This window comes from Corallococcus sp. AS-1-6, assembly GCF_020037015.1.
GTDB lineage: Bacteria > Myxococcota > Myxococcia > Myxococcales > Myxococcaceae > Corallococcus.
The window spans coordinates 358401-366675 of record NZ_JAIQDE010000006.1; the positions used below are offsets into that span (position 1 = coordinate 358401).

At 73.8% G+C, this 8275-nt stretch carries 7 protein-coding genes; 2 read left to right on the plus strand and 5 right to left on the minus strand.

From position 1 onward, the window contains the following. Positions 1-2: 2 nt before the first annotated feature. Genes K8612_RS11525 through K8612_RS11540 form a run of 4 tightly spaced genes read right to left on the minus strand, consistent with a single transcriptional unit; the run spans position 3 to position 5431 of the window. Positions 3-2546, minus strand: a complete 2544-nt coding sequence (locus tag K8612_RS11525) for a methyl-accepting chemotaxis protein (RefSeq protein WP_223762301.1) — start codon at positions 2544-2546, stop codon at positions 3-5. Continuing rightward, positions 2527-2973 carry a chemotaxis protein CheW gene (locus K8612_RS11530; protein ID WP_014400320.1) on the minus strand — a complete coding sequence of 149 codons (447 nt, stop codon included), beginning with the start codon at positions 2971-2973 and terminating at the stop codon, positions 2527-2529. The genes K8612_RS11525 and K8612_RS11530 overlap by 20 nt, the downstream gene beginning before the upstream one ends. Beyond that, entirely contained in the window at positions 2970-5042 is a 2073-nt protein-coding gene (locus tag K8612_RS11535) for a chemotaxis protein CheW (RefSeq protein ID WP_223762302.1), read from the minus strand. Before K8612_RS11535 ends, K8612_RS11530 begins: the two co-directional genes overlap by 4 nt. Further along, positions 5039-5431 carry a response regulator gene (locus K8612_RS11540; RefSeq protein ID WP_223762303.1) on the minus strand — a complete coding sequence of 131 codons (393 nt, stop codon included), beginning with the start codon at positions 5429-5431 and terminating at the stop codon, positions 5039-5041. The genes K8612_RS11535 and K8612_RS11540 overlap by 4 nt, the downstream gene beginning before the upstream one ends. A gap of 202 nt (positions 5432-5633) precedes the next feature. Here K8612_RS11540 and K8612_RS11545 point away from each other — a divergent pair, with 202 nt between their 5' ends. Both K8612_RS11545 and K8612_RS11550 read left to right on the plus strand, forming a co-directional pair. Next, positions 5634-7178 (plus strand): response regulator, encoded by a 1545-nt coding sequence (locus K8612_RS11545; RefSeq protein WP_223762304.1) that lies wholly within the window; start codon positions 5634-5636, stop codon positions 7176-7178. Further along, the gene (locus tag K8612_RS11550) at positions 7175-7645 is read left to right on the plus strand and encodes a response regulator (RefSeq protein ID WP_223762305.1); all 471 of its coding nucleotides are present in this window, start codon (positions 7175-7177) and stop codon (positions 7643-7645) included. Before K8612_RS11545 ends, K8612_RS11550 begins: the two co-directional genes overlap by 4 nt. A gap of 10 nt (positions 7646-7655) precedes the next feature. Here K8612_RS11550 and K8612_RS11555 read toward each other — a convergent pair whose 3' ends face one another. Continuing rightward, complete coding sequence (locus tag K8612_RS11555; protein ID WP_223762306.1) at positions 7656-8033, minus strand: response regulator; 378 nt, start codon at positions 8031-8033, stop codon at positions 7656-7658. Positions 8034-8275: the final 242 nt, after the last annotated feature.

Genomic DNA, 8275 nt, shown 5'->3' on the forward strand with positions numbered 1-8275 from the left:
GCTCACGTGGCCTGCTCCCGTGTGTTCCGGGGCGACCCCGGCTCCGTGGCGCCCAACAGGCCGCTCAGGTGGCTCAAGCCCTCCACCTGCTCTCCGTGCAGCCGCGACAACTGCCCCAGCCGGCCCGCCACCTCCTTCACCTCCCTGGCGGTGACGGCCATGGCGCGCGCCTGCTCCGCCGTGGTGCCGGCGATCTCCTTCGCGCGCACGCGCATGTCCTCCACGGACCGGCCAAGCTGTTCGCTCACCGTGGCCTGATCCACGGCGGCCCTCGCCACCGCCGCCACGCCCGTGGCCTGCTTCGCGGCGGACGCGGTGAGCAGGGACAGGGCGTCCGTCTGCTCATCCAGCGCGCGCGCGGTGGACTTCGCCACCCGGCGCACCTCCTCCGCGCCGCGCACCAGGCTGGTGAGCGCCTGGGCCTGCTCGTCCGTGGCGCGCGTGACCTCCTTGGCCAGGGTGGCCACCTGGCGGCTGGCGAGCTCGCCCTGCTTGAGCGCGCGGGCCTGCTCCGACATGGCGCGCGTGGACTGGGCCACCTCCTTGCGCGTGGCCTCCATCGCCTTCGTCACCTCCTGCGCGGCCTTGGCCTGCTCCGCGATGCCGGTGAGCGTGCGCTGCGTGGAGGACGCCACCTCCTGCGCCGTGACCCCCAGCGCCCCCACCTGCTGGCCCTGGGCCATCACCGCGGTGCTCACGCCCTGCACCAACTGGCGCATCTGCGCGGTGCTGCGGGCCAGGTCCGTGGCGGCCTGGGCCTGCTCCTGCATGGCGCGCGACACCTTCTCCGCCACGTCCGTCAACTGGTTGTTGGAGCGCACCGCGTCGCGCAGCGCCTTGGCCTGGTCCTGGGTGGCCTGGGTGGTCTGCCGCGCCATGCGCCGCATCTCCGTGCCGCCCTGGGTCAGCGCCTGCGCGGCCTGCGCCTGCTCCACCGCGGACGCGGCGATGACCCGCCCCTGCTCGCTCACCTTCGCCGTGGCCTGCACCAGCGCCTGCACCGCCTGCACCTGCTCCGCCGACGCGCGCGACGCCTCGCGCACGTTGGTGCCCACCTCGTCCACGCCCTTGAGGATGGTGCCCAGCGCGCGCTCCGCGTCTCCCGCCAGCGCCGCGCCCTCGTCCGCCGCGCGCACGCCCTCGCCGGTGGCCACCGCCGCCTCGCGCGCCGTCGTCTGGAGCCCCCGGACAATCTTCGCCACGTCGCTGCTGGCCGCCGCCGCGCGGTCCGCCAGGGCGCGGATCTCCTCCGCCACCACCGCGAAGCCGCGGCCGTGCTCGCCCGCGCGCGCCGCCTCGATGCTGGCGTTGAGCGACAGGAGGTTCGTGCGGTCCGCGATGAGGTTGATGGTCTGCACGATGTCGCCAATCTCCTCGGCGCGCCGGCCCATCTCCTTCATCACCCCGGACGACTCCACGATGGACTGGCGGATGCGGCCGAAGCCCGCGATGGAGCGCGCCACGGTGGCGCCGCCCTCGCGCGCGCTCGCGCCCACGCGCTCCGCGGCCAGCCGCGCCTCCTCCGTCAACTGCGCCGCGCGGCGCGTGGAGGACTCCAGTTGCGAGGACGCGCTGGCGCTGGTGGAGGCCAGGCCGTTGATGCTCTCCGCCGCGCGGGCCACCGCCTGGGCGGAGCGCGAGAGCTGCTCGATGGTGGCCGCGTTGGCGTCCACCACGGCGGCGTTCTTCTCCGCGGTGGCGGCCACCTCCTCCACGCTGGCGGCCACCTCCTGCACGGTGGACGCGGTGGTGACCGCGCTCGCCTCCAGGGTGCGCGTGTGCTCGGCGACGCCGCGCACGCTGCGGGCCACCTGCTCCGTGGTGGAGGCCGTCTCCTCCACGCTGGAGGCCATGGCGCCCGCGTCGCGCACCACGTCCTGGAGCGTCCTGCCCAGGGACACCACGGCGCCGGACACCTGGCCCATGCGCTCGCCCACGCCCTGCGCGTCCGCGGACAGGCGGGTGATGCCCTTGGACATCTCCTCGATGGTGGCGGCGACCTGCTCCGTGGTGGCGGCGCTGGTCTGGTTGCGCGACACCAGGTCCTCCACCGTGGCGGTCATCTCCTGCATGCTCGCCAGCAGCTCCTCGCTGGAGGCGGCCAGGTCCTCCGCGTTGGCGCTCACGCCCTTCACCGAGCGCGCCACCTCCTCCAGCGTGGAGGCCGTCACGTCCGCGGTGGAGGCGAGCGCGCCCGCGTCCTTGCGCACGCCGGACACCGACGCCGTCACCTCCTGCATCGTGGCCGCGGTGGTCTCCGCCTCCACCTGCACGCCCTTCGCCGCGTCGCCCACGGAGGCCTGGCTGCGCACCAGCGCCTGCACCGCGACGCTCGTCTGCTCCACCTGCGTCGCCACGGACTCGATGGCGATCCGCACCTGCTCGCCCGCCGCCGCCTGGTCGTTGCCCGCGGACGCGAGCCGCGCCGCCAGTTGCTCGGTGGACTTCACCAGCCCCACGCCCTCCGCCACCTGGAGCGAGGCGCGCTCGGCCAGCGCGCGAGCGTCCTCCAGCTTCCGCACGCTGTTACCGTTGTCCGTCGACATCCGCCGCCTCCTCCCCCACCACGCGGGGGAAATCGATGAGCATCACCAGCCGCGGGCCCACCTGCGCCACGGCCTTCACGAACCCCTTCGCGCCCTCCACCACCATGGGCGGGGGCGGCTGGATGGTGCGGGGGTCCAGCTTCAACACCTCGCGGGCGCTGTCCACGAGCAGCCCCACGGTGCGCTCGCCCAACTGACCCACCACCACCCGTGAATCCAGGGACTGCGTCCCCGCCGGCAGCCCGAAGCGCACGCGCGCGTCCACCACCGGGATGACCCGTCCGCGCACCTGCACCAGACCGGCCACGTGGGAGGGCGCCCCGGGCACCGGCGTCGCGCCGGTGAAGGACTCCATCTGCACCACGTCCGCCGCGGGCATCGCGTATTCCGTCCCGTCCACCTTGAACAGCACGTGCAGCACGTTCATGACACCCGCTCCCCGGCCCTGCTCGCACGCTTGCGGCGGCCCGCGCGCGCCGCGCCCAGCGCGCCCAGGTCCAGCACCAGGGTGGGCTGGCCATCCCCCAGGTCCGTGGCGCCCGCCACGCCGGGCACGCGCACGAGCGGATCCTCCAGCGGCCGCAGGACGATCTCCTGCTGCCCCACGAGCCGGTCCACCGCGAACGCCACCGGCTCCCCGCGCTGGCGCACGATGAGCGCCTTGGCGTCCTGGCCCGCGGCGCGGGCGTCCACGGGCGCGTCCAGGAGCCGCGCCAGCGACACCAGCGGCACCGCCGCGCCCCGGCGCTCCACCAGCCCCACGCCGTCCGCGCCCGCGGGGCGCACCACGCCCGCGACGTCGATGAGCTCCTCCACGGTGCCCACCGCGACCGCGTACCGGCGGCCCGCGCACTCGAAGACGATGGCGTCCATCAGCGTCACCGTGAGGGGGACGCAGACGGTGAAGGTGGTGCCCACGCCCTTGCGCGTGTCCATGCGCAGCTCGCCGCCCAGTTGCTCCACGACGATGCGGCGCACGATGTCCATGCCCATGCCCCGCCCGCTGGTGCGCGTGGCCTCCTGGCGCGTGGACAGGCCGGGCCGGCACAGCAGGTCCAGGAGCGCGTCCGGGGAGTCCGGCACGGGCGCGCCCGCCGCCTTCGCCACCGCCTTCGCGTCCACGCCGCGCCCGTCGTCGCGCAGGGTGAGCTCCAGTTGGCCGCTGGCGCGCGCGTGGCAGGTGAGGCGCACCCGCCCCTCGGCGGGCTTGTTCGCGGCCTGGCGCTCCTCGGGGGACTCCAGCGCGTGGTCCACGGCGTTGCGCACCAGGTGCACCAGCGCGGGCAGGAGCCGGTCCGCCACCGCCTTGTCCAGCTCCGCGTCGCCCACGTCCAGCTCCAGCCGCACCGCCTTGCCCGTGGCGCGGCGAAGCCCCCGCACCAGCAGGGGCAGCCGCTCCAGCACGTCGCCCACGCGCACCATGCGCAGCCGCAGGATGGCCGAGCGCAAATCGCGCAACTGCCGGCCGTTCTCCTGGAGGATGGCGGTGAGCTCCCGCGTGGGCGCGCCCGCCTGGGTGAGCGCCGCCACCGCGCGCGTCAGCCGGGAGCGGTTCACCACGAGCGCCGCCAGCCACTCCATGGCCTCGTCCAGCCGGGACACCTCCACGCGCAAGAGGCCACCGCCCCGGCGCACCTCCGGCTCGTCCAGCTCCTCGTCGAGCACGGCGGCGCCGGGCAGGCCCGCGGCGCCGTCCGGCCCCAGGTCCGCGGGCGGGGCCTCCGCGGGCGCGGGCGCCTCCAGCGAGCGCACCGTGGCGGGAGCGCCGCCCACGGCGTCCAGCAGCACCGCGTCCTCCGCGCGGGTGAGGAGCAGCAGCGCGAACGCCAGCGACGCGCCCCCCGCGGCGGCGCCGGACAGGGGCAGCACCTTCACGATGTCCGCGAGCTTCGCCACGCGCTCGCGCACGGTGTTGATGTTGAGCCCCTTCGCGGCGCGCTCCGACGACGGCACGAAGTCCAGCCGCAGCGCGCGCTGGCCCCCGGCGAGCCCGCCCTCCAACTGCTCGCGCTCGGACGGGGCCAGGCGGGAGGCGAACGCGGCCTCCGCGTCCAGCGTCACGGGCCGCGCGCGCCTGGGGGCCGCGTCCCGCACCTGCGGCCCCAGCGCCTCCAGCCGCTCCAGCAGGTTCGCGGGCGCGGGCGACGCCAGCTTCCCGGCGCCCAACTGCCGCACGCGCAGCTCGATGGCGCGCAGGCCCTCCACCAGCGGCTCCACGCTGGACTCCGGCAGCCGGCCGCCGGCCTGATCCGCCAGCCGCAGCGACGCCTCCATCCAGTGCGCCAGGGAGACGACGGGCTCCACGTCCACCATGGCGGACAGGCCCTTGAGCGTGTGCAGCGCGCGGAACAGCTCGCGCACCGCGCGGGGCTGCGCCTGCCCCTTGCGCACGGCCTCCTCCACCGCGAGCAGGTCCTTCTGCGCGGAGGCGAGCAACTCATCCGCCTCCGCCAGGTAGGCGGGGAGGAACTCCGCGAACTCCCCGTTCCCCGTCACCCGCGCGGCGCCTCGGCCGGGTTCTTCTCCAGGAGCGCCCGGGCGGCGCCCTGGATGGAGTCCGGCGTGAAGGGCTTGGTCATGAAGCGGTCCGCGCCGGCCTGCAACGCGCGCTCGCGGGAGGCCTCGTCGCCGCGCGTGGTGACGATGATGATGGGCAGGTCGCGCAGGTGGTCCTGGCCGCGCACGAACTCCACCACCTCGATGCCGCCGATGTCCGGCATGTTGAGGTCCAGGACGAGCAGGTCATACGGCTTGAGCGACAACTGCTCGATGGCCTCCAGTCCGCTGGACGCCTGGGTGAAGCGGCTGTCCGGATAGGGCCGCAGGCAGGCGACCACCATGTCGCGCATCACCTTGCTGTCATCGACGACGAGTACCTCGGGCATGGCGTCCTCTGGCAACGGCCGGCCAAGCTAGATCGATTCCGATCCGCTGAAAGAAATGAGTCATCCGGCGCGCGTTGAACGTTGGCTGGTCCACGCCCGCTTTGAACGATGTGCCACGGCGGACGACGAAGCGCCACGGCAGCCCGCACATCCGGCACCCTGCGCGCCGCTGTTTTTCCGCTCCAGGAACTGAATTCCATCCATGCGCCCCCCTCCTCCGTCCGACGCCTCCTTCCCCCGCCCGCCGGGCCCTCCTCCGAGTCCCCCGGAGCCCGCACCTTGTGTCTGGGTGGTGGATGACAGCGCCAGCGAAGCGCTCTTCATCAAGACGGCGCTTGGAACGGGCTTCCAGGTGGAGACGTTCCCGGACGGCGCGGCGATGCTCGAACGGCTGCACGCCGGACGGGCACCGGACGTGGTGGTGTTGGATTGGGAGATGCCGGGAATGTCTGGTCCGGAGGTCTGTCAGTTCCTGCGCGGCCAGCGGGAGACGCAGGCCCTGCCGGTGCTGCTGCTCACCTCGCACGGGCGGCCGGAGGACCTGGTGCAGGGCCTGCGCGCGGGCGCCAATGACTACGTGTCCAAGCCCTTCCGCACGGAGGAGGTGCGCGCGCGGGTGGACGCGCTCGCGCGCACCAAGCGGCTGGCGGACGAGGTGCGGCGCTCCAGCGAGGAGAAGGCGGAGGTGTTCGCGCAGTTGGACGCGCTGCTCACGTCCTCGCCCGTGGGGCTGTCGCTGCTGGACCGGGACCTGCGCTTCGTGCGCGTCAACGCGCGCATGGCGAAGCTGGACGGGCTGTCCGTGGACGCCTACCCGGGCCGGACGCTGGCGGAGGTGCTGCCCCGCTTCGCCGACCGGCTGGAGCCGCTGCTCCGCCGCGTCATGGAGACGGGCGAGCCCGTGGAGGAGGTGGGCTTCACGCTGGAGCACCCGGACGCGCCCGGCGGCGGGCTGCACGTGATGGCCAGCTACCACCCGGTGCGCACCGCCCGGGGAGAGGTGGTGGGCGTGGGCACCGTGCTGGTGGACGTCACCCGGCACAAGCAGGCGGAGGCCGAGCTGCGCGCGTCCGCGGAGTTCCGCGAGCGCTTCCTGGGCATCGTGGGCCACGACCTGCGCAACCCCCTGCACTCCATCCGCATGGGCGCCAGCTTCCTCGTCGCCAGCGAGCAACTGCCTCCGGCGCTGGAGCGCACCGCCAGCCGCATCATCCTCAGCACGGACCGGATGACGCGGATGATCACCGAGCTGCTCGACTTCACCCGCAGCCGGCTGGGCAGCGGCATCCCGTTGAGCCCCGCCGCCACGGACCTGGGCCAGGTGGCGTGCCAGGTGGTGGAGGAGCTGGAGCTGGTGCACCCCCGCCGCACCGTGAAGGTGACGTCCACCGGCCCCCTCACGGGGAACTGGGACGCGGATCGGCTGGCGCAGGTGCTGAGCAACCTGGTGGGCAACGCGCTCCAGTACAGCCCCGCGGACGCCCCCGTGGAGCTGGCGCTCGTGGGCGAGCCGGACCAGGTCCTCGCGCGGGTGAGCAACCCGGGAGCGCCCATCGCGCCGCAGGAGCTGGCGACCCTGTTCCACCCCTTCCAGCGCGCGCACACGGGCGCCCACGTCCCGTCCGGCCTGGGGCTGGGGCTCTTCATCTCCGACCAGATTGCCCGGGGCCACCGGGGCACGCTCACCGTGACGTCGGACGCGGAGCGCACGGTCTTCACCCTGACGCTGCCGCGCGGCGGCGCATGAGCCACGAGGCGCCCTGCCCCCGCGCCTCCCGGGCGTCCAAGCCCACGAGCCCCCTGGAAACGCTGGAGCCCGTGCCCTACGGTGAAGGGGTGTCCACTTCGCAACACCGCCCCCCGCTGCTCCTCGTGGAGAACAACGAAGACGTCCGCGAGGCGCTGCGCGAAATCCTGGAGTCGGAGGGCTACCGCGTCCTCACGGCGGTGAACGGCCAGGACGCGCTGGACGTGCTGGCGGAGCAGGAGCGGATGCCCGCGCTCGTCCTGCTGGACCTGGTGATGCCGGTGATGGACGGCCACGCATTCATCGAACACCTGCGCGGCACGGGCGCGCTCGCGCTCACGCGGGTGCTGGTGCTGACGGCGCACCCCACCCTGCCGCTGCCGCAAGGCGTGTCCGGACGGCTGGGCAAGCCGGTGAAGCTGGAGGAGCTGCTGGACGCCATCGCGGTGCACACCGCCCTGGCGTGAAGCCCCGCGCTCAGGCGGCGGCGGGACAGTGCCGCGCCACCATGGCCAGCAGCTCCGCGATGTCCACGGGCTTGCGCAAGAGGCCCACCGTGCCCGGCGGCGCCTTGGCGGAGAAGTGGGCGGTGAGCATCAGCACGGGCAGCTCGCGGTAGCGCGCGTCCTCCCGCAGCCGGTGGAGGAACTCGTGTCCGTCCATCACCGGCATCATCAGGTCCAGCAGCACCAGGCAGGGCTGCGCGTTGGCGGCGAGGACGTCCAGCGCGGCCTGGCCGTTGGCGGCCTGGAGCACCGTGTAGTCCTCCATCTCCAGCAACTCCGCCACGACTTCGCGCAGGTCCGGTTCGTCGTCGACGATGAGGATGATGGAACGCGAGGGGGTGCTGCTCACGGGCGGCAGCCTACGCAGGATTGCTACGAGCGCCAAGGAATGACGTGACCCCGGGCCCCCGTCGCGTGAGGAAGTGTCACGCGGCGCAGGCCCCGCCCGCCCGCCTGTCGGGAATCGCGAGCGAAACCAGGCGGGTCGGTTGCACCTATAGGCCCGAGCCCCTAATACTACTTGATCAGATACGTGACGGTCCTCGAGGAGGAGCGCGAGCGCCGAGTCTGCGGAGGCACAGCGGGCAGTGG